At 64.6% G+C, this 19,016-nt stretch carries 13 protein-coding genes; 5 read left to right on the forward strand and 8 right to left on the reverse strand.

Going from position 1 to position 19,016, the window contains the following annotated elements:
* Positions 1 to 134: 134 nt before the first annotated feature.
* On the reverse strand, positions 135 to 278 hold the full coding sequence (locus ACFWBW_RS14295; RefSeq protein WP_385371918.1) for a hypothetical protein: 144 nt from the start codon (positions 276 to 278) through the stop codon (positions 135 to 137).
* A 581-nt stretch (positions 279 to 859) separates the two neighbouring features.
* Between ACFWBW_RS14295 and ACFWBW_RS14300 the strand changes: the two genes are divergently transcribed.
* Positions 860 to 2,485, forward strand: coding sequence for an amino acid adenylation domain-containing protein (locus tag ACFWBW_RS14300; protein WP_385371921.1), 1,626 nt, complete (start codon positions 860 to 862; stop codon positions 2,483 to 2,485).
* Between the two features lie 32 nt (positions 2,486 to 2,517).
* On the forward strand, positions 2,518 to 3,438 hold the full coding sequence (locus ACFWBW_RS14305; protein ID WP_385371924.1) for an FAD-dependent oxidoreductase: 921 nt from the start codon (positions 2,518 to 2,520) through the stop codon (positions 3,436 to 3,438).
* 3 nt (positions 3,439 to 3,441) lie between these two features.
* On the opposite strand, the gene ACFWBW_RS14310 is transcribed toward ACFWBW_RS14305, so the two are convergent.
* The 5 genes from ACFWBW_RS14310 to ACFWBW_RS14330 form a co-directional block, all read right to left on the reverse strand.
* Positions 3,442 to 5,412 carry a hypothetical protein gene (locus ACFWBW_RS14310; RefSeq protein ID WP_385371926.1) on the reverse strand — a complete coding sequence of 657 codons (1,971 nt, stop codon included), beginning with the start codon at positions 5,410 to 5,412 and terminating at the stop codon, positions 3,442 to 3,444.
* A 2-nt stretch (positions 5,413 to 5,414) separates the two neighbouring features.
* Positions 5,415 to 6,683 carry an ATP-grasp domain-containing protein gene (locus tag ACFWBW_RS14315; RefSeq protein ID WP_385371929.1) on the reverse strand — a complete coding sequence of 423 codons (1,269 nt, stop codon included), beginning with the start codon at positions 6,681 to 6,683 and terminating at the stop codon, positions 5,415 to 5,417.
* Positions 6,684 to 6,729: 46 nt separating this feature from the next.
* Complete coding sequence (locus ACFWBW_RS14320) at positions 6,730 to 6,978, reverse strand: phosphopantetheine-binding protein (protein WP_385371932.1); 249 nt, start codon at positions 6,976 to 6,978, stop codon at positions 6,730 to 6,732.
* Complete coding sequence (locus ACFWBW_RS14325; RefSeq protein ID WP_385371935.1) at positions 6,975 to 9,758, reverse strand: condensation domain-containing protein; 2,784 nt, start codon at positions 9,756 to 9,758, stop codon at positions 6,975 to 6,977. Before ACFWBW_RS14325 ends, ACFWBW_RS14320 begins: the two co-directional genes overlap by 4 nt.
* 206 nt (positions 9,759 to 9,964) lie before the next feature.
* Positions 9,965 to 11,875, reverse strand: coding sequence for an amino acid adenylation domain-containing protein (locus ACFWBW_RS14330; protein WP_385371938.1), 1,911 nt, complete (start codon positions 11,873 to 11,875; stop codon positions 9,965 to 9,967).
* Between the two features lie 776 nt (positions 11,876 to 12,651).
* On the opposite strand from ACFWBW_RS14330, the gene ACFWBW_RS14335 reads away from it, so the two are divergent.
* On the forward strand, positions 12,652 to 14,313 hold the full coding sequence (locus tag ACFWBW_RS14335; RefSeq protein ID WP_385371941.1) for a carbamoyltransferase N-terminal domain-containing protein: 1,662 nt from the start codon (positions 12,652 to 12,654) through the stop codon (positions 14,311 to 14,313).
* Between the two features lie 22 nt (positions 14,314 to 14,335).
* Here the strand turns inward: ACFWBW_RS14335 and ACFWBW_RS14340 are convergent, their stop codons facing one another.
* Positions 14,336 to 14,962 (reverse strand): hypothetical protein, encoded by a 627-nt coding sequence (locus ACFWBW_RS14340; RefSeq protein WP_385371944.1) that lies wholly within the window; start codon positions 14,960 to 14,962, stop codon positions 14,336 to 14,338.
* Positions 14,963 to 15,045: 83 nt separating this feature from the next.
* A complete protein-coding gene (locus tag ACFWBW_RS14345) occupies positions 15,046 to 16,419 on the reverse strand; it encodes a condensation domain-containing protein (protein WP_385372003.1) in 1,374 nt (457 codons plus the stop codon).
* A gap of 435 nt (positions 16,420 to 16,854) precedes the next feature.
* On the opposite strand from ACFWBW_RS14345, the gene ACFWBW_RS14350 reads away from it, so the two are divergent.
* Positions 16,855 to 17,814, forward strand: a complete 960-nt coding sequence (locus ACFWBW_RS14350) for a TauD/TfdA family dioxygenase (RefSeq protein WP_385371947.1) — start codon at positions 16,855 to 16,857, stop codon at positions 17,812 to 17,814.
* 81 nt (positions 17,815 to 17,895) lie between these two features.
* Positions 17,896 to 19,011 carry a glycine amidinotransferase gene (locus ACFWBW_RS14355; protein ID WP_385371950.1) on the forward strand — a complete coding sequence of 372 codons (1,116 nt, stop codon included), beginning with the start codon at positions 17,896 to 17,898 and terminating at the stop codon, positions 19,009 to 19,011.
* The last annotated feature ends 5 nt before the right edge of the window (positions 19,012 to 19,016 follow it).

Below are 19,016 nucleotides of genomic sequence, written 5' to 3' on the forward strand. Positions count from 1 at the left end.
CCGGCAGGGATCGCCGGGCGCCTGCAGCCGAGCCCTCCGTGCCGTCCTCCACCACCTGGGACCGCTTTCTTCTTCAACGTTCACCGCAGAGCCGGCCGCCGGGACGAGGCTACGACGCTGCAGTTCTCCTGCGGTTACGTCGACGAGGGCTGTTCCTCGGACTCCCGCACACCCCATTCCTCGATGCTGTGGATCACCAGTTCGTTGGTCGGGTTGTCACGGATGCCGGCGAACTCCGACGCCACGGCCCGGAAGGTGGGCCACTGGTAGAGCCGCACTTGCGCATGGCGTGGGAGACCTGCGTGTTCAGGCGGTCCCGTACCAGGACGATCGGCGCCTTGACGAGCTGGTGAACGCCGTCGGTCAGCGCGATGACGTCGCGCTCGCCCATACTGCGGCGCTTGCCTTTGCCTGCCGGGTCGGAGATCAGCCGGTGGCACAGCCGGGTCCGCGAGCCGGGCCGCATCGCGATCAGTCCGGCCACCGACAGGCGCCCCGACCTGCGTCCGCTGAACGTCAGACCGGCGTGATGCCGCGCCGGCCCCAGGTGCGTCCTCGGCCCGGTGTTCGGCCGACTGCGTGGCACGGGCCTTCCCACGACACTGTCCGTGGCGGCGCGTTCGGCGACTTGGACCGGTCGACCGTCCTCTCGGAGCAATGAGCGGATCGGACCGCACGCATAACCACGGCCTAACCCCTCATCGTTAGTTTGAACCCCGTCCCAACCAACTCCCTGGGGAGACATCATGGCGCCGGTGCGGTCGCGATGGCTGATCCGTGGGTTCTCGGCTGGTGCACCGGCCGGGGTCAGCCGACGGCTGACCGCTCAGTCACGCCCTTGCGACCTTCGGAGCGTCTCATGACCACCGATCAGTCGGCTCGACACCCGAGCCCAGTCGAACAGTCGAACGAGACACGTTACGACTATTCCGCGACCAGTCGCATCATGGATCTCATCGATTCGGCCGCAGTCAAGTACGCCGAAGATCCGGCCGTTCGAACGACATCCGGAGTCGCGCTCACGCATGGCGAACTCGCGGCCGAGAGCTCACTGCTCGCCGAGCATCTCGCTGCGCACGGCGTCCTTCCGGGCACACCTGTCGGCCTGCTGGTCGATCACGTGCCGGAGGCCGTCGTCGCGATCCACGCGGTTCTACGCGCAGACGCCTACTACGTCCCGCTGGATCCACGATGGCCGGCGCGCCGCACGGCGGAGGTACTCAAGGCGAGCGACATCGGACACGTCCTCGTCACGGAACCGTACTGCGGCAGGGCAAGCGGCATCGGCGACGACATGACGATCATCGCGGTACGCAACGGCAGTGAGCCCGAGGTGCTCGCGAGATCCGACTCTCGACCGTCCGTCCGGCAACACGACGCCCGACCCGTAGGACCAGACCAGTTGGCCTACACGATATTCACGTCGGGCTCCACGGGACGGCCCAAGGCGGTGGCGGTCCGGCACACCAGCGTCGTGAACCTGATCGAGTGGTTCAATCGGCGCAACTCCATCGACCCGAGCGACATCCTGCTGCAGGTCGCGTCGTTCAGCTTCGATCTGTCGGTGTACGACCTCTTCGGGGCCCTGGCTGCCGGTGCGAGTGTTCTCCTGCTCCCCGATGCCGATCTGGAAGAGCTCGAGGAGATCGCGATCGCCCTCGTCGAGCACCGGGTGACGCTGTGGAACTCCGCGCCGGCCATGTTCACGGCCGTGATGCTGCTGCTCGACGAATCGTCCCGCCGGCACCGGGATCAGCTTCGTCGGGTCTTCCTCAGCGGTGACTGGATCCCGCTGAACACCCTCGAGGTTCTCCGTCGTGAGTTCCCGCGCGCGGCTCTGGTGGCGCTCGGCGGTGCCACCGAGGCATGCGTCTGGTCGAACGACTTCGTTGTGGACGAGGTGGACCCGTCGTGGCGGAGCATCCCGTACGGGCATCCGATGCAGAACAGCCGGTACTACGTCCTTCGCGAAGACCTCACCCCCTGCGACATCGACGAACCGGGCGAGCTGTACATCGCCGGTGTCTGCGTAGCCGCGGGGTACCTCGGCGATCCGGCCCTGACGGCGGACCGTTTTCTGCCGGATCCGTGGGGCCAAGACGATGATTTCACCATGTACCGGACCGGCGATCGTGCTCGCTGGACGTCGAACGGTTGGGTCGAATTCCTCGGCCGCCTGGACTCGCAGGTGAAGATCCACGGGTTTCGGATCGAGCTCGGCGAGATCGAGCAGGTGGCCATGCGGGTCCTCGACGTCGACGAGGCGGTTGCCCTGAAGCTGGACGACGGAGACTCGCCCTACCTGGCCCTCGCACTGAGGGCTTCGGCAGAGCTGGACGCCAAGACGGTCAAGAAGAAGCTGGGTCAATGGCTGCCCAGGTACATGGAGCCCCGTCGCGTGCTCGTATGCCGGACCTTTCCGGTGAGCCAGACGGGCAAGGTCGATCGCGCAGCGCTGCGGGAGCTCTTTCAGCCCGCCCGGTAGCGACCGTCTCGGAGTTATCAAGGGGAGTCTCGATGTACGACGATCTCTATGACGTCATTGTGATCGGTGCGGGAGCGGCGGGCCTCACCGCGGCCACCATGCTCGGCCGTTCCATGCGAAACACGCTCGTCATCTCCAAGCCTCTGCGCCGCAATTCGTCGGCGAGCTCGGTCAGCAACGTCCCGTTCGCAGATGGGACCTCCCCAGCGGACATCTATCGGAAGATGGAACAGGACGCCGTTCGATATGGCGTGACCATGCTGTGGGACGAGGTCACATCCGTTAAGGCGTACGAGGACCACGTCGTCGTCGAGGGCGGCGCGCATCCCGGTCTGCGCGGCAGAAGACTGCTTCTCGCCACCGGCCGCGTTGACGTCCTGCCGGCCTGGCTGCCGGACGGTGTTTGGGGCAAAGCGGCCTTCGACTGCCCCTACTGCCACACGTACGAGCGCAATGGCACCAACTTCGTCTGCGTGGGCACTGGGGACGAGACACTCAAGATGGCAGCCTTGTCAAGGCAGTTCGCCAAGCGGATGACAGTACTCGTCAGTGATCCATCGGCGAGCCGGGGAAGACTTGCCCGCCTGCTCTCCCGCCACGACGTCGAAGTGCGGTGCGACGAGGTCCTCCGTGCCTCCACGAACCCGGCGGGCGGCGTCATCCTGGAGACGGCCCACGGGCAGACCCTCACCGCCGACACCCTGCTGCTCGGCGATGTGGTCCAGCCCCACCGGAAGCTCGCCGAAGAGCTCGACCTCGATCTGTCGGCGGAGGGCTTCCCCGAGACGAGCCTGTACGGAATGACGTCGAATCCGCTGGTCTACAGCGCCGGGAACGTCGAAGGGTCCTCGTACTTCATGTGGACCGGCGCGGCGAGCAGCGGGATCAACGCTGCCCGCGCGATCTGCGAGGATCTCGCCTTCGCCAGTGAACTGCTGGAAGACTGGGAGTGAAGCTCACGCGGTCGGCGAGACCGCTACCGGCCGTGAGGCATAGTGGACGCGCCCTCCCGCCACGGCTACGAACCTGACGAAGTGCTCGTGGTGCGCGAACGCCTCGGTGCTCAGCGTGGCGTTCACGCGCATCCGTGTAGGAGGCCCAGGCATGATGGCGAACCGCTGCGCGTCCGGAAACGCCACACCGTAGTTTGCAGCCCCCGACGTATGGATGGCACCGGCCGCGACGATCTCCTGCGAGACGCTCGCGGCGGGTGTCATCAGCACGTCGACGGTGACGGTGCCCGGCCGCTTCCACACACTCGGGCATTCAATGAGCACCTCTCTGATGACCGGGTCGAGCGGAGAGTCGGCGATCGGCCCGCACACGTTGCAGATCAGCATGCGACGCCCAACCTGCTCGTACACCGGGTGCCGCCCCACAAGTTCCGCCAGCCGGCCCGTGCAGTACGGGCAGGCCTCGTCGATCGGGCGGACACTCGTGTCGAGAATGCCCTCCCACATCTCGTTGAGGGCGGAGTGGCTCATCTTGCCGAACTCGTGGAAGTCGGCGACTGCGCTCAGTTCGGCCTCGGCAATCAGGCCGTCAAGCCGGCGCAGCGGGCCGAGGACCTTCTCGGCGGGCTCCGCGCCGAGGGCCTTCTTCTTCAGCGTCCGGGAGAGTTCCAGGACTTCGGCTTCCATGGCGACGATTCCGTCCGGTGGCATGAATCCGGTCGGCTCGAACTCGCGGAGTGCCCGCACGGTCCGGCCGAGTCGCAGCAGTTGCGGCTTCAGGTCGCGGACGCCATCGTGCACGCCGGCGGTGGGCTCGGCGTCGGTGGTGGACGGTTCGGATCCAGCTCCCGCGGTCACCCAGGGCAGTCCGAGGAGGGCGAAGTAGGGCAGCTCACGACCGGTGGCCCGGAGGTGGTCGTTGATCGCGGCGCAGGTCCGCCCGGCGTCCGTGCCCGCCGCCGTCGCGGTGCCGACCAGTTCGTTGATAGCGAGGTTCGGCAGCATTTGATGAATGGCGCCGATGTAGGCCGCTGGGATCCCGTACTGGAATGCGCCCGCCAGTTGGTACTCGGCCGCCACCAGGCCGGTGCCGGGGCGCCAGGCCATGCACGAATTCGCGAACACGATATCGGCGTGGACGTGGACCGCCTTGATGACGTCCCGCGCCCGGACGCCGTCCCGGAAGCAGCGGTCCGAGAAGGCACAGCTCGGTGTGCCCGCGTCATGGTCGGACGGCCCCCGGTGTCCTGCGTGGTCGCCGCAGATCACGGTGTCGTTGAGGATCAGGGCATGCTCTCGGCCGGCCGACGCGAAGGACACCAGTCCGGTGTGCCGCTCGAACAGCATGGGCTCGAGCACCGCGCGGGTCGCCCGGTCGCCGATGACCCATTCCTGCGCGGCGTCCGCATCGTCTGAGGCGGCCGGGATTCGGCTCGCCGCCGCAGGCTGACGCAGCCAAGGGATCACGGTCAGCCGGCTGCGCTCCGGAGCTTTCCGGAGATGACAGCTGAGTCCCTTGGCGAGCAGCCAACTCAGCTCGGAGAGGTCCGGCCCGATCAGGAATCCGATCGTGGCGTGTCGGCCATCATGCCGGTATGCGTTGACGGCCTGCAGCGAGTCGGTAACCACGTCGAGATCGATTTCGTCGTGCAGAGCGATGAAGACTACCTGCGTGACTTCGAGGCGTGCGTCGAGCATCCGGCCCAGTCCGCCGGTGGGCAGCGCCATGAACGAGCCATCGACGCGATCTGCCAGTGCCCGTCCCACGGCCGTGGCCGTCGACCCGGCCGGCGCCACCACCAGCGTGCCCGAGACATCCGGGTCCTTGCGCCCGGTAGGTGCTCCCATCAGGCTCGCCAGGGCGGCAAGCCGGTTGTCGTCGACGCTCAGCACCGGCACGATCGTTGGATCGCGTAGGTCACGCATGTACGAATCGGCTGCCGTGTGGACGACGAACGGGGCCGTCTGCTCCATTGCTACTCCATGTCGTCTTGGTTCGGATCGATGGTGAAACCACCTGGACGCCCTGCTTCCACGGCAATTCGGCGGAGTTCTCGATGATCCGCGGCGACCTGTGCGGGGTCGCTGTGCGCCAGGACCGCCATGCCGAGCCGTTGCGCGTCGAAGAGGTCGGCGGTCTCCGGAACGTAGTCTCCGTCTTCAACGCTGACCTGCAGGTTGTAGCAGCTGGGCAGGTCCATGATGGCGTCCAGGCGGGAGAGGTCGCTGACGACTCCGGCGGATCGCACAGCGAAGAAGATTGCGCGGGTGGTGAGTTGGAGCGGGTAGCCGTCAGGGATGTTCCGGTCCCCGGTCAAGTACCGCACCATGCGGTCGACACTGTTGTCGCCGGTCGCCAGCTCGCAGGTCCACGGATGCCCGCCGCCGGAGAGCCGGGCGTTGACCTCGATGAGCAGCGGCCCGGCCTCCGTGACCATCACCTCAGTGTGGGCGGCGCCGAACGTGATCCCGAGTGCATCGAGGGCCCTTTTGGCATAGTCGATGATCGCGTCATTGCCCGGTGCGCCCATCGGCAGGATTTCCATGCTCGAGTACAGGGCGATGTGTCGCCGACTGGAGACTTTGTGGTAGCGCACGACGTCGTTGACCGTGTGCCTGCCCTCGTAGCTGAAAGTGTCCACGGCGTATTCGACGCCCTTGACGTGCTCTTGTACGAGCACCTCGGAAATGCGCGACCCGTATCGGTTCGCCGATCCGAGCAACTCTGTGACGACGGCACGCAGATCATGTCCGCCGGGAACGAACCGGACGCTGTCCGTACCAGCCGAGTCGACAGGTTTGACCACCAGATCACGGTCGGACAACCCCTCACGGGTGATCCAGGTGATCGCGTCGCCGGCGTCGGACGTACACAGAGATTTGATCGTCGGCAAGCCCGCCGCAGCGACAGCGGCGATCATGTCGCCCTTGTGATGGCGCGCCGATCCGAGGTCTGGCGCGTTCGCCAGCTTGGGCGTCAGCACGGAGGCCAGCTCGTCGGCCAGCTTGACGCCGGTATGGGTCCCCGGCACGATCGCGACCGGATCGAGTTCTCGCAACCGGCGGACGAGCGGCCCGAGTTCACCGCCGGCGTAGGCGATGTGTTCGTCGAAGTCGGACAGGCGAAGCGTCGCGGAGTTCGGCGCCGAGGGCCCGGACAACGTTACGGCGCACGGCGAGAAGCCGCCCTGCCGGAAGGCCGGCGCGAGCATGTTTCCCGACGAGTACGGCTCGACGATGATCACGGTTCCTCGACGCATGTCCTGTTCTCTCCTCGGAGGCACGGGCCGGTTACCTCTCCTCGTCGATCCGGGCGGACAGGCGCGCGATCGTGCGACATTCCATGATGTCCTTGAACCTGACCCGCTTGCCGAGCGCAGCACGAACCTGGGAGATCACGCGAGTGGCGAGCAGCGAGTGCCCGCCGAGTTCGAAGAAGTCGTCCTCGAGACCGACCTGCTGGTCCCGGAACAACTTCTGCCAGATCTCCAGCAGTACTTCCGTGGTGTCGACGGTGGACGTCGACGTGTTGTCGCTCATCCGGCCACTCCTCTCTTCTGCGTCGCAGGTGCCCGATTCCGGCCATGGGCTGCAATGAGCTCCGCATTGACGGCGGACATGATTGTTTCCAACGGCTCCGGGCCGAAGACCTCGTAGTGGTTGCCGCTCACGGACCAGGTCTTCAGTCGGCCGTCGACGAACTTCTGCCACGAGCTCGGGTCCATCCCCTGTTCGACGCTGTCCGCCGCCGTGAACATGAGAACGTCCCCGCCGAAGCAGCCGGATCGGTGCTGCAGCAGGGCGCTGCGGTTGCTCGCGAAGACCTGAGCAAGTGCCGGAAGGTATTCGGCGGGGATGGCCGCCGCCGTGCCCGGCGACGCCTGGAGTACTCGGCGCAGCTCCTCCGTTGTCAGCTGCTCGTCGACCTCAGGCGTCTCGACGTTCTGCGCCGCATCGGTCTGCTCGCCGTCCCAGGGGTAGCTGTCGAGGAGCGCCAGCATGGACACCTCTTCTCCAGCGGCTTCGAGCATCACGGCCATGGCGTGTGCAACGTTGCCGCCGGATGACCAGCCGAGGAGCTGGTACGGGCCGTTCGGCTGGATGCGACGCAGCTCGCCGACGAAGTCTGTCGCGATGTCCGTCAGCGTCTGGCCGACAGGTCCGTCGCCGCGGATTCCACGTGATTGCAGGCCGTATATCGGAAATCCGTCCGCCAGCCAGCGGCTCATCGGCGTGTAACACCAACTCAGCCCAAGGGCAGGGGGTATGACGAACACCGGCGTCCGGGCGCCCTCGGGACGGATGCGCAGCACTACGTCCAGGCCGTCGGCGGCAGGACCCGCCTTGCCGGCTCCCGCCTCGGCCTGGTCCAGCCACCGATCGATCCCCACCGGTGTCGGCTGATCGAACACCACGCGTACCGGCAGTTCCGTGCCGAGCGTCGAGCGAATGCGGCTCACCAGGCGCACCGCCATCAGGGAGTGTCCGCCGAGCCCGAAGAAGTTGTCGTCGACCCCGACCTTCTCCACTCCGAGGACCTGGGCGAACGCGCCGCAGAGGGCGTCCAGTCGCGGTGTGCGGGGACGTGTGGCAGTGTCTGCGGTCACCGGGACCGTCGTGTCGACAGCGGTCCGTCTCGCCGGCCGGGCGTCGACCGGCAGCGGTACGGCGAGTTCACTGAGCGGCGTACCCGGATTCTCGGTCACTGCATCGATGATGTGTACGGCGTATTCGGCGATGCGCTCCACTGTCGAGCGGTCGAAGAGGTCGGGACTGTATCCGAGCCAGCCCTCGATACCGGTGCCGGCGCCTTCGTCCGCCTCTGGCAGGGTGAAGTTGAAGGACAGGTCGAACATCGGGAGGCCGGGGAGATCCACCTCTTGCGGCTCGGCGACGCAACCGAAGAGGTCGCGCCCGGCACCGGTCCCTTCCTCAAGGACGACCATAACCTGGAACAGCGGGTTCCTGGATGCGAGCCGGACCGGGTTCAGCAGGTCGACGATCCGGTTGAACGGCATGTCCTGGTTGGCATACGCCCCCATTTCGGCCTCGCGAACACGGCCAATCACCGTGTCGAAGGTCGGGTCTCCGTCCCAGGTGCATCGCAGCACCTGGGTGTTGACGAAGAAGCCGATGGCCTCCTCGAGCCCCGGACCGGTCCGACCCGACACCAGGCCGCCGATCGGGATGTCGCCGCCGCCGCCGAGTTTGGCGAGCAGGACCACGACGGCCGCGCGCAGGGTCGTCAGCAGGGTGGCCTGTGCGGCTGTCGCCTGTGCGAGAAGCCGGCGATGGGCGTCCGGCGAGATGGTGAACGGCGCGCCGTCCGCGTGTGCGGTCAACCGCGCCGGACGCGATCGGTCCGCCGGGAGCGGCAGCTCTTCCGGGAGGCCGGCGAGGTTCTGTGTCCAGTATCGCGCCTGGCGGGCGATGATGCTCTGGCCGTCGGACTCACGGCCCAGGAGGTCTCGCTTCCAGATGCTGTAGTCCGCGTACTGCACGGCGAGCGGCTGCGGCTGCCATTGCAGTCCGTCGCGCCTCGCGAGGTATGCGGCGGACAAGTCACTCCAGAGCGGGGCCATCGACCAGCCGTCGCCGGCGATGTGGTGCAGGGAGATCAGCAGGACGTGTTCGTCCGAGCTGGTCGCCAGAAGCCAGGCACGCACCGGAGGCTCGGTGGTGAGATCGAACGGCAGCGCGGCGCGCCACGACAGCTCCGCGGCGATCTGGCCGTCGGCGACGTCCACGACGCGAAGTCCCGCCCGGGCGGCGGCCGGGTCGAGCACGACCTGGTGGGGCTCGCCTTGATCGCGGGGAAAGACCGTACGCAGGATCTCGTGCCTGTCGATCAGCCGATCGAACGCCCAGGCGAGCGCGTCCCGATCCAGTGGCCCGGTCAGCTTCAGCGACAGCAGGATGTTGTGATCCGCGCTGGGTCCGCGCAACTGTTGGTAGAACCAGAACGTCGACTGGCCGGGGGACAGCGGGATCGCCGCAGGGCGATCGGCCGGCTGGGGGCGCGGGCTCGCCGCCACCGCCTGGTCGAGCACCTTCGCCAGTCCCCTGGGGGTGGAATTCTCGAAGAGGTCACTGAACGTGATATCCCCCGGGAAGACCGTTTGGATCTGGCCGACCAGTCGGGTGGCCAGCACCGAAGTGCCGCCCATGTCGAAGAAGTCCGCATCGGCGTCGACGCTATCCACCTCGAACAGGATCGCGAACATCTCGCACAGCACCGGTTCGCTGGAGGATCCCAGCGACTGGACCGGAGTATCCGGTACGGACATCGACCACTCTCCGGGCATCTTGAGTCCCATCATCAGTCCTCTTACAGCTACGACGGCCGCACAGGTGCGAGCATCCACACCGGTCGGCGATAGTCAGTGCGCTCCGGCTTGCCGGGCGACTCACCAGACACCGTGACCGTCACGGGCAGGTGCGTGATGCGCGGTCCGGTTACGCGGCGGTTCAGCAGCGCGGTTCACAACTCGGGCAGAACCTGCCGCAATGCTGGACTACGCCCCTTTCATGCGGCATTGGCGAAGTCGGGGCTTGATATCAGTTCCGCGATCGATGGGTACGTGAACAACGACGCAATGGTGATGTCGATCTGCAGGTCGGTCTCAAGCCGGCCGATGAGTCTCATGACCAGCAGGCTGTTGAGGCCGAGGCGGAACAGATCGTCTTCCAGGCCGACCCTCTCGGGTTCCACACCGATGATCTCCGCGACGAGTGCCTGCAACCGGGTCTCAAGTTCTGTCTGGGGGGCTACGCCGTCGCCCTGGGCCGCCGGCTGGAGATCGCGCAGGGCTTGGGTGTCCAGTTTGCCGTTTGCTGTCATCGGCAGCTCCGAGATGTGCACCAGCGCGCCGGGGACCATGTATGCGGGCAGGTTGAGTTCCAGATGCCGGAGGAGTTCCTCAGGAGCCGGCGGGGCGTCGGCGACGTAGAACCCGACGAGGGAGTCGACCCCAGTTGCTTCCGCGCGGCGCTCAGCGGGTACGCCAGGCAGGACCACGCTCTGCGTCACACCTGAAAACTTACCGATGACCGCCTCGACTTCGGCGACTTCGACCCGGAACCCGCGGACCTTGATCTGGGAATCGTTGCGGCCGACGTAGTCCAACACGCCGTCCAAGCGCCAGCGGGCGAGGTCTCCTGACTGGTACAGGCGGGCGTTGCGCCCCTGGGGGCCGTACGACAGGTCGGCCTTCTCCACGTCGGTCTGGAAAGGGTTGAGGATGAACTTCTCCGCCGTCAGCCCCGGCTGGTTCAGATAGCCGCGTGCCAGCCCCGGGCCTGTGAGGTAGACCTCCCCCACGGCGCCTGTTGGCACGGGACGCAGTGCTTTGTCCAGCACCAGCACATGTGCGTTGTCATGGGGCCGGCCGATCGCCAGGTCGAACTCCCGCACGGTGTGCGAGACCGTTGAGATGGTGACCTCTGTGGGGCCGTACTCGTTGAAGACGGGCACTTCGTTGGCCCGTGTCATCTCATGGAAGCAAGCGGCATCGAGAGCCTCGGCTCCGACTACCAGCCGCTTCAGAGTGGGGACGTTTCCAAGTCCGATGTGCTGGAAGAAGGTTGGTGTGCCGTTGATGTGCGTGACCCCGTGCGCGTTGAGGTACGCAGTGAACTCCGCACTATTTCGCCACAGTTGATCGGGCACCACCAGGAGGGTGTTTCCGGTCAGCAGCGCGAGGACCATCGGGTAGACCCCGCCGTCGAACGCGTAGTTGAGGAGTTGCAGTACGACTTCCCCGCCCTGGCTGGTCATTCCGTACCGGGCGCTGCTGGCACAGACATGGTTCACCACGGAACGATTCTCGATCGACACCCCCTTGGGTGCGCCAGTGGTCCCGGAGGTAAAGATGACGTAGGCCAGGTCGCCGGCATGGGCGCCGGTGACACTCGGCACCGGGCGGCTGCCGCCTTGCCGAGAGCGCCGCGAGGGACCGTCTATGACCCTGACGGCCGTACCGCCGGAAGGCGCGGACAACCGCACCATGCGCTCGCGGTGCTCCTCACCACAGAGCACCACTGGGGCAGCGGCGTCCTCCAACATGTACCGCGCACGACCATCCGGGGTCTCCGGGTCAAGCGGAACATAGGCACCGCCGGCCTTCCACACGGACATGATGGCCACGGTCATCTCGAGGCTTCGGCTGAAGCACAGCGCGACGAGCCGGTCAGGCCCGATGCCATGCTCTTCGATGAGATCGCAGGCCACCCGGTCGGACCACTCGTCCAATTCCCGGTAGGTCAGCTGCGCGTCACCGAACAGCACTGCGGTTGCGTCAGGAGATGCGCTTGCCCGCTCTCGGAACACATCGGCGATTGTCTTCTCCGCCGGAAAGGGTCGGTCGGCACCCCTGCCGAGTGCGATGAGCCTGTCCCGTTCACCGTCTGACAGGAGGTTCAGATCACCAATCTTCATGACACCCTCGCAAAGTGCTTGAGAACGGACAGATCTCTGCTCGTGCTGCGCGCAGCACGAGCAGAGAGAAACCAGTGACTCCCCGCAGGTTGCCGCGGTGGCCTACGAGCGGGCGGCGTACCGACTCCGGACGCCCGGTGCGATGCCACAGAAGGTCTAATGCGCAGCAATTGTCACAGGCAGGGAAGAGAACCCATTGGAAGTCTTCACGGAAAGGTAACAGAGGCGTCTGAATTGCGCCAGGGTCGAACGTTTACAAGCGGCGGCTTGACATAGCGTTTACAAACGGTGGCTTGAAATGTGGCCGAATGAGCACCCCTCCATGAGTTTCGAACCTTCAGGAGCCAGGCAATACGCTCGAGACGGACATTAGCGCACGAGTGGTCAATTGACCCGATGGACCTTCATGTGGAAACATTGCCTGTACACCAAGTGCCAAGGTAGATTCGACTCAGGCCGCTACAGGCAAGGGAAACAATCCACGATTCAGTGCGAACTCTCGTCATGCAAGCGCGCCTTTCGATTCTCTTTCGCTTCTGCAGCACCTCATTTTCCAGTTCGGTGTCTCGTTGCGTACGGCTAAGGTCAGGGAACGTCCTGGCGCTTCCCGATTTTTGCGTCACCAACCATTCCCTCAGGAGTGGGTGACATATTCGTTTCTAATGTCAGACCGCAGGACGTCTGCGTGGCGTGCGACGACTTGACCGAGTTTGCCCGCCTTCTGACGTGCCTGACGGACTCCAGGCTGCTATGCGGCCAGAAGGTGCGGCTGATCGATGCTCATATGTGGAATCAAGGCATCGCACGACGGTGCGGTTGCCGTTATCGAAGAGGGTCGCCTTCTCTTCAGCGTCGAGATGGAGAAGCTGAAGAACGGGGAACGCTACAGCGCTCTCGGGGACCTGAGGCGGGTGGCTGAAGTCCTCGCCACGGAGGGTCTGTCACCGACCGACATAGACCAGTTCGTGGTCGACGGCTGGTACACGAAGGATGCCGCAGGCAAGCCGGCTATCGACGTGAACATCGACAGTCGGCCGATACAGCTCCGAGTCGCACCGTATGTCGAGAGCCCCGGGGACGATGGGCCGCTGCAACGCCACACATTCAGTGGCAACGGCTTCAACGACTATGCCAGCTTTACCCACGTCGCCAACCATCTCCTTGGCGCGTATTGCTCAAGCCCGTTCGCAGCCCGGGGAGAAGACGCATTTGTCTTGGTCTGGGACGGCGGCATCGTGCCGCGCCTCTACCAAGTACAGGCCAAGACCCATGAAGTAACCATGGTCTCGGCCTTGCTGCCCGTTACGGGCAGCAGCTTCGCGGACTTCTGCGCACAGTTCGAACCATACCGGCGCGACACCGACAGCCTCTCGACGGACCAGCAGATACGCTATCACCTCTCCATCGCAGGGAAGGCGATGGCATACGCGGCCAAAGGTCGAGTCGAGACCAGTTCCTTTGCCGTCTTCGATAACCTTATCGCTGAATTCCCTGACATCACCGCCGAAAGAATTGGCGTACTGGGAGACAAGGTAGCTTCGAACCGAGATGAGCTGCTGCCAGGCCTGTCCAATGCGGACATCATCGCCTCCTATCAGGCATACCTCGGCCACACTTTGCTAGAGCGGCTCACCTCGGTGGTGGAACGTCGCTTCCCGCAGGGAGGGCGGAACCTGGTACTCGGCGGTGGCTGCGCGCTCAACATCAAGTGGAACTCGGCGATTCGGGCCAGCAATGTCTTCCAGGAGATCTTTGTCCCGCCCTTTCCCAATGACGCGGGGGCGGCCATCGGAACAGCCGTCTGTGAGATGTTCAGGCGCGGTAGGACCGTGCTGGAGTGGGATGTCTACAGCGGGCCGTCGATCAGCACAGGCACACTCCCCCGTGGGTGGCGGGCACAGCCCTGCGACGAGCGTCAGCTCGCCGCCCTCCTGCACGCCGAGGGTGAACCGGTGGTAGTCCTTTCCGGCCGGGCGGAGTTGGGCCCGCGCGCCTTGGGTAACCGGAGCATCCTGGCGCCCGCGACCGACGCCCGGATGAAGGACCGGCTCAACGCCATCAAGAACCGAGCCGCATACCGGCCCGTTGCGCCCATCTGCCTGGAGGACCGCGCGCCGGAGATCTTTGCCCCTGGCACGCCTGACCCCTACATGCTCTTCGAACACCGCATGCGGCCCGGTTGGGCCGAGCGCGTCCCGGCGGTCGTTCACCTGGACGGCACCGCTCGGCTCCAAACCATCGCGTCGAATCAGGACACGGACACCGCGCGCATCCTCGCTGCCTACGCGGAGATAAGCGGGGTACCTGTGCTGTGCAACACCAGTGCGAATCTGGAGGGGCGGGGCTTCTTCCCCGATGTCGAGTCAGCGGCCCGTTGGGGCGGGACTCGTTACATTTGGTCGGAAGGGACACTATATTCCAGCCCCGAAGTGGTGTGATGTTCTGGTGTGGAGCTCCCGGTCACTGCCCGTCCGCGTAATCTGCCCTCTCGAAAACCACGAAGCTCATGGGAGTTCCGGCCGATAGCACGTCGATGACGTTCAAGCCATAGTGCTCCGCACACGTGACGTTGGTTATCGCCGCGGCATGGCCCGAGTCGACCATTGCGCGGCGGCAGGCGAGGCTGTTCGATGTGACCTGCTCGGTTTCCTTGAGGCTGACACCATCGATTAATTCGAGAAGCTTGTAGGTGGCTGGGTGGTAGTAGATCTTCGCGAATTCAGTGTATTTCTTCGCGTTCTGAGCGGGAGCCGCCAGCACCATGTCGGGAATCGGGGCTACGAATGCCTCTACGGCCCGCAGTGCGGGGTCGAAGAAGAATGCCCGGATCTCGGGATAGGCGCCGGCGACCAGGAGAGCGTCATGCTTCCCGGCTTTCACTTTCTCGGCGGCCGCTTCGAAAATCGGGTACCCGAAAAGAGCACCCGCCCGTCCACGGGCGGCCCACTCCAGCCCCACCGTGACGCTACAGGTGAGCCCGGCAGGATCATCGGCGAGCGTGGCAGCGGACCTGTAGCGCGGGACGCCATCGATCTCCATGCAGAAGGCAGGATCCATATTGGTCGGGATGTGCAGTTCCGTACTCAATGACTTCAACGCTCCCGAGGGTATGCGAGCTGACGTGTATGGGAACTCTCCGCCACCGGACCTGGATGGAGGCGACCGGCGAGTCAGACCGCCGTGGCAGACTGGGGCAAGCAGTCGATGAGTGCGCGCTCCAGATCGCGCAGAAACCCTGCGATATCGGCGGAGGTAATCGCCGCCGTGTCGGCCCGCAGGGTGATGAAGAAGTACGTCGAGTCGCTCTGCGAGGCGAGGTAGAAGCGCTCGTTCTCCACAGTGGTCCCCTCGACATAGTCGTACCGGGATTCGGTCAGCAGGCGCTCCGCCTGCGCCCGCGTGACTCCGGTGCCGGCCGTAGGCTGTCCCCTCGCGCCCTCGGGGTCGGGCAGATGAAGGTTCACGACGCACGCCAGTCGTGCCCGGGTCTCCTCCGGGCCGTATGACTTACGCAGCACATCGGCCAGGTCGTGAGGGTCGCAGTAGCCGGCGAGGGCCGCGAGCATCCCCGCGCGATGGGTCCGGGAAATGATTTCCTGCGGTGTGCGGTCGGCCATGTCGACGGCTACCGGAACTCCCTGAACAAGGGTGCCGGCGTAGCTCGTCGAGTCAGCGTCGAATCTGTGGCTCGCCGCCATGACGAAGCCGAATTTCTGACTCCCTGTCCGCTTGGCGACCAGCGTCGCGGCCATGGCGTGGATGACCGATGCCGTACTGACGCCCAGTTCCGCAGCGATCTCGAGCGATGCGGCGCGCACGGCGGCGGAGCGCATCGAGAACGTCTTGTACCGCGGGCTCTCTGGCCGGTGGCCGATGTAAGGAAGCGGGTCGTCCGGGAACTTGACGAGTTCCTGCTCCCAGAACCGGATGCCTCGTGCCGAGCGCCGGACACTGTCCGCCTCGCCTTCCATCTGTGCACGGTCCACCGGGTGCGTGATGCGGCTCGGAACCTCTCCCTCCGCATTGACTGGGTGTCCGCTCATGAATGACCTGAAATCGTCCAGGACGGACACCATTCCGTGGCAGTCCATGGCCATATGGAAGGCACAGAGAACGACGTACTTCGGGACGCCGTCCGAGGATATGACGGCTGCGCGGAGGGAGAGCTCAGGGAGCGTGAATGGCACGCGGTTGAACTCGGCCTCGACGGTGCCGGCCGCCGAGTGGGCGTCCTCCACTGGGACGTCTCGCACCTCCGCCCGCAAATGACCTTCAGCCACAATCAGCTGGTGCGTATTCTCGTCTGCGGAGACTGGGAATCTGCTGCGAAAGGTTTCGTAGCGACTGAGGAGGGCAGAGAGGGCCTCGGACACTTGATTCATATCGCACATGTCCGGAATTGCTACCGTATAGCTGTCACCCAGGTCGGCGTAGTGCGGGGCACGTGACGCCACCAAATTCCATATCCAGCGCTGACCCCAAGTCAGTGGAAAATTTCCCGATCGATTGCCGCTAAATGGGATGTTCAGGAAGCATTGCTCCATGGTTAATCGCACGCCCCGTACGGAAAGAAGGTTTAGGCCACAGGGGTGGCTTCAGGCCAGGCCACCGTGGGATGCCGGGATGTAACACCTCCTTTGAAGCTAACACGGAGTGGATCATCATGTCACCCATAACTCGCTCTTGACTTTGTCCGATAGTGCGATCTAGTGTTTCAATCCAGGCACAGGCAATGCTGCGGAAGCGCAGCTACCGTTAAAGCGGAATGGCTTCCTTGCCCTTACTTTACCCTGCCGTAAACTCTTCCGGCGTGACGCGGAGTCCATTCTCGCCTTCAAATCTCGAAACAGTATGCCGACGACGCAGCGGTAAAGGCCCAGTGAAGGCCGATATCACTGATATTCCGGGGTCACCGTACTCGGCCGTGAATACGGGCGCCTCACGTGCCGCAGCGCTGTGAGCCAGTCTAGGAGCCCAAGGTGAAGCACACAGGTGATGACGAGGGGATCGATTTCGCGTCGAAGGACGGCCGAGGTCCCGTGCTGCTGCGGCCGGGGAAGGGCGCAGAGCCCTTCTTATGGCTTGCGGAAAATCAGCCTCGAATCGAGAACCTCCTCACCACCTACGGTGGTGTCATCCTGCGCGACCTCGGAACCAATTCAGTGTCCGAGTTCAACCGGGTGGTACATACCTTCAGTTCTGAACTCCTTGAGTACGTCCACCGCTCCACGCCTCGCACCAAGGTGGGCGGGAAGCTTTACACTGCCACGGAGTATCCGGCAGACCGAATAATTCCGCTGCATAACGAGAACTCATACACAGACTCATGGCCCAGTCGCATCTACTTCTATTGCGCAGTGGCTGCCGAACAGGGCGGTGAGACGCCGACAGCTGACTCACGACGTGTATACCAGCGGATCGACCCCGCGGTGCGGGAAAAATTCAAACGCACGGGTGTACTTTATGTCCGGAACTTCACCGACGGTATTGACCTGAGCTGGCAGGAAGTCTTCCAGACCACCGAGCGCGCAGTGGTCGAAGCGTACTGCGCGGAGCATGGCATTGAAGTCGAGTGGAGGTCAGGGAGCACTGCTCTGCGCACCCGACAACGCTGCCAGGCGGCCCTGCCGCATCCGCGCGGCGGAGAATTGGTCTGGTTCAACCAGGCGCATCTCTTCCACATCTCCGCGCTCGCGCCCGAAGAGCAGGTAACGCTCGTCAATGAGCTGGGTATCGAAAACGTTCCCCGCAACGCGTTCTACGGCAATGGCGACTCGATCGAGCCAGCGGTTCTGGAGCATATCCGCGAGGCGTACGAGCAGGAAAAGGTTGTCATTCCGTGGCAGCGGGGGGACGTCATGATACTGGACAATCTTCTCTTCGCGCATGGCCGCAACCCGTATCAAGGGGACCGCAAGACAGTCGTTGCCATGAGTTGATCCACGGCATCTTTCAGATCTGCTGCCCACGGCCTCTCCTCAAGCGCGCGACATCCCACGCTCACCTTCGAAGGAATCCACATGCTTGCAGACTCGTTCGGAAACCCCGCACAGCGGGTCGTCAATTCCCACAATGGCTGGGACCCGCTCGAAGAGGTCATCGTCGGAAGCGTCGCGAATTCGGCGAGCCCCGGCTTCGAACCAGCTCTGCGGCCCTATTTCCCGGCCCCGGAGCAGCGGGAGTTCAAGGCAGCACGGCGCAGTGACGCAGAGATCGAGGCGGCGAGCGCCCAACTGGACAATCTCGCGAGGGTACTTGAAGGCGAGAACGTCATCGTGCGCCGGCCCACGCAGACCGATTTCTTCACTGAGGTGAAGACGCCCACGTTTCAGGTGCGCAGCCAGAACACCAGCGCGTGCCCACGGGACGTCCTGCTCGTCGTCGGCGACGAGATCATCGAGGCGCCCATGGCCATGCGGAGCCGCTTCTTCGAGTACTTGCCCTACCGAGAGCTGGTACGGGAGTACTTCCGCCAGGGCGCCAAGTGGTCCGCCGCCCCCAAGCCAAGTATGTCCGACGAGATGTACGTCCAGGACTTCTCCGTCGACGACGGCCCCTTCGACGCGGACGGCCATCCGGCGCTGACCGGCCTGGAGCCCTCCTTCGACGCGGCGAGTTTCAGTCGCATGGGCAGGGACATCTTCTACCAGCCGGACATCGTGACAAACGACTTCGGCGCCGCCTGGCTGGCCCGGCACCTCGGCCCGGAGTACCGCCTCCACAGGGTCCGTTTCCGAGACCCTCACCCGCAGCACATCGACGCGACGATGGTTCCGCTGCGCCCGGGGCTCGTCATGGTCAACCCCGAACGCCCCCCGGTCGACGACACGATCGCGTTTTTCGAGGAGAACAACTGGCGGGTCGTCGCCGCAGAGCCCTCGGTGCGCGGCAGCTTCTACAACACTCCGGAGATCAGCAACTGGATCTCCATGAACGTCTTCAATGTCAACGAGGAGACGATCATCTGCGAGGAGCGGGAGAAGCCGATGATCGAGCTGTTCAAGTCGCTCGGGTTCCGGGTCATTGCCATCCCATTCGCAAACGTTTACCACTTCGGCGGCAGCTTCCACTGCTGCACCGTGGACATCCGGCGGACGGGCGACCTGAAGTCGTACTTCCCCGCACTGGATTCCTGACTCGT

This window comes from Streptomyces sp. NPDC059957 (genome assembly GCF_042730015.1).
Classification (GTDB): Bacteria; Actinomycetota; Actinomycetes; order Streptomycetales; family Streptomycetaceae; genus Streptomyces.

What these genes read in the sequence shown, in the direction of transcription:
- ACFWBW_RS14300 (WP_385371921.1), top strand. Translation starts at nt 860, where the DNA reads ATGACCACCGATCAGTCGGCTCGACACCCGAGCCCAGTCGAACAGTCG.
- ACFWBW_RS14305 (WP_385371924.1), top strand. Translation starts at nt 2,518, where the DNA reads ATGTACGACGATCTCTATGACGTCATTGTGATCGGTGCGGGAGCGGCG.
- ACFWBW_RS14310 (WP_385371926.1), bottom strand. Translation starts at nt 5,412, where the DNA reads ATGGAGCAGACGGCCCCGTTCGTCGTCCACACGGCAGCCGATTCGTAC.
- ACFWBW_RS14320 (WP_385371932.1), bottom strand. Translation starts at nt 6,978, where the DNA reads ATGAGCGACAACACGTCGACGTCCACCGTCGACACCACGGAAGTACTG.
- ACFWBW_RS14325 (WP_385371935.1), bottom strand. Translation starts at nt 9,758, where the DNA reads ATGATGGGACTCAAGATGCCCGGAGAGTGGTCGATGTCCGTACCGGAT.
- ACFWBW_RS14330 (WP_385371938.1), bottom strand. Translation starts at nt 11,875, where the DNA reads ATGAAGATTGGTGATCTGAACCTCCTGTCAGACGGTGAACGGGACAGG.
- ACFWBW_RS14335 (WP_385371941.1), top strand. Translation starts at nt 12,652, where the DNA reads ATGCTCATATGTGGAATCAAGGCATCGCACGACGGTGCGGTTGCCGTT.
- ACFWBW_RS14345 (WP_385372003.1), bottom strand. Translation starts at nt 16,419, where the DNA reads ATGGAGCAATGCTTCCTGAACATCCCATTTAGCGGCAATCGATCGGGA.
- ACFWBW_RS14355 (WP_385371950.1), top strand. Translation starts at nt 17,896, where the DNA reads ATGCTTGCAGACTCGTTCGGAAACCCCGCACAGCGGGTCGTCAATTCC.